Here is a 1,158-nt window from a genome sequence, read left to right on the forward strand (position 1 = left end):
AGAAACAAGAATTAATGGCAAAAATGGACTTAAATGGCTACAAAGAGATAGATTAATCCTATGAGAGGTCAAAAACTAATCAAAAATACAGAAGTTAGGCTCGGATAAACGCTGAGAAATCAGACAGAATTCTTTAGCAAAGGGAAAGAAATTTGGCAATTCTACCAGCACCCGCCTAACCGACACTTTGACATGAGCCGCACATTTGAGCAAAGAATCGCGTAAGCGAATTACTTGAGCTTTGGCTAATGTCGTTGCCGCCGCCGCTTGTCGAATCGTTAACATGAGAATATAGGCAGCCTGAGCCAGAAGCAGCCGAAACTGGTTAGCCGTAAAACTATGACAACTGAGGCGACCTGCCTTGATACCCAATTTCAATTCCTTGATACGATGCTCAGAATCCGCCCCTCTATAGACATAAAATTTATCGTAAAGTTCTTGGGGTGGTAACGCCAAATTGGTAATCAGAAAACGTGGATTAGCCCCTTTTTCTAGCCATTCCGCTTTCATTACTAAGCGTCGTGGTTCTGACCATGAACTAGATTGGTAGTAAACATCATCAAACAACCGCGCTTTTTCTCTCGTCTGACAATATTGCAATCTTGCGCGTTCCAGCAAATTAGCTACCTTGCGCTTTAAAACAGCATTACTAGAAAATCCACAAACATAGCCAACACCCGAACGCTCGCAGACTTTGATGATTTCGGGTAAGGAGAATCCTCCATCACCCCGCAAAATGATTTCGACTCCTGCCCATTCCCGTTTTAATCGCCAGAATAGCCAACGTAATATTGGTGCGACTCCTTTCCCTGCATGACTATTCCCTGCTCTCAGTTGCAATACTAGAGGATATCCACTTTTTGCTTCATTGATCAATACGGGATAGTAGATATGATGATCATAGTATCCATGAAAAAAGCTCATCTGTTGCTCTCCGTGCGTTGGCGCATCCCACCCATCTATGTCTAGTACGATTTGTTTGGGAGGGGTCTTGTGCTGTTCGATATATTTCTCGATAAATAACCGCCTCATGGCTTTGTTCTCTGATTTCGCAATCCGATTCTCTAACCGCGTCATGGTTGACTGACTTGCCAGTAGTTCCTCTTCTTCATCTATTGGCAACCGATTGCAGGCAATTTTTAAAATTGGGTCTTTTCT

At 43.1% G+C, this 1,158-nt stretch carries 1 protein-coding gene; it reads right to left on the reverse strand.

What is annotated here, in order from left to right:
• Nucleotides 1-75 precede the first annotated feature (75 nt).
• On the reverse strand, nucleotides 76-1,158 hold a 1,083-nt coding region (locus VB775_RS26245), incomplete at its 5' end, for an IS1380 family transposase (protein WP_323217176.1).

The organism is Pseudanabaena sp. CCNP1317 (genome assembly GCF_034931345.1).
Lineage (GTDB): Bacteria > Cyanobacteriota > Cyanobacteriia > Pseudanabaenales > Pseudanabaenaceae > Pseudanabaena > Pseudanabaena galeata.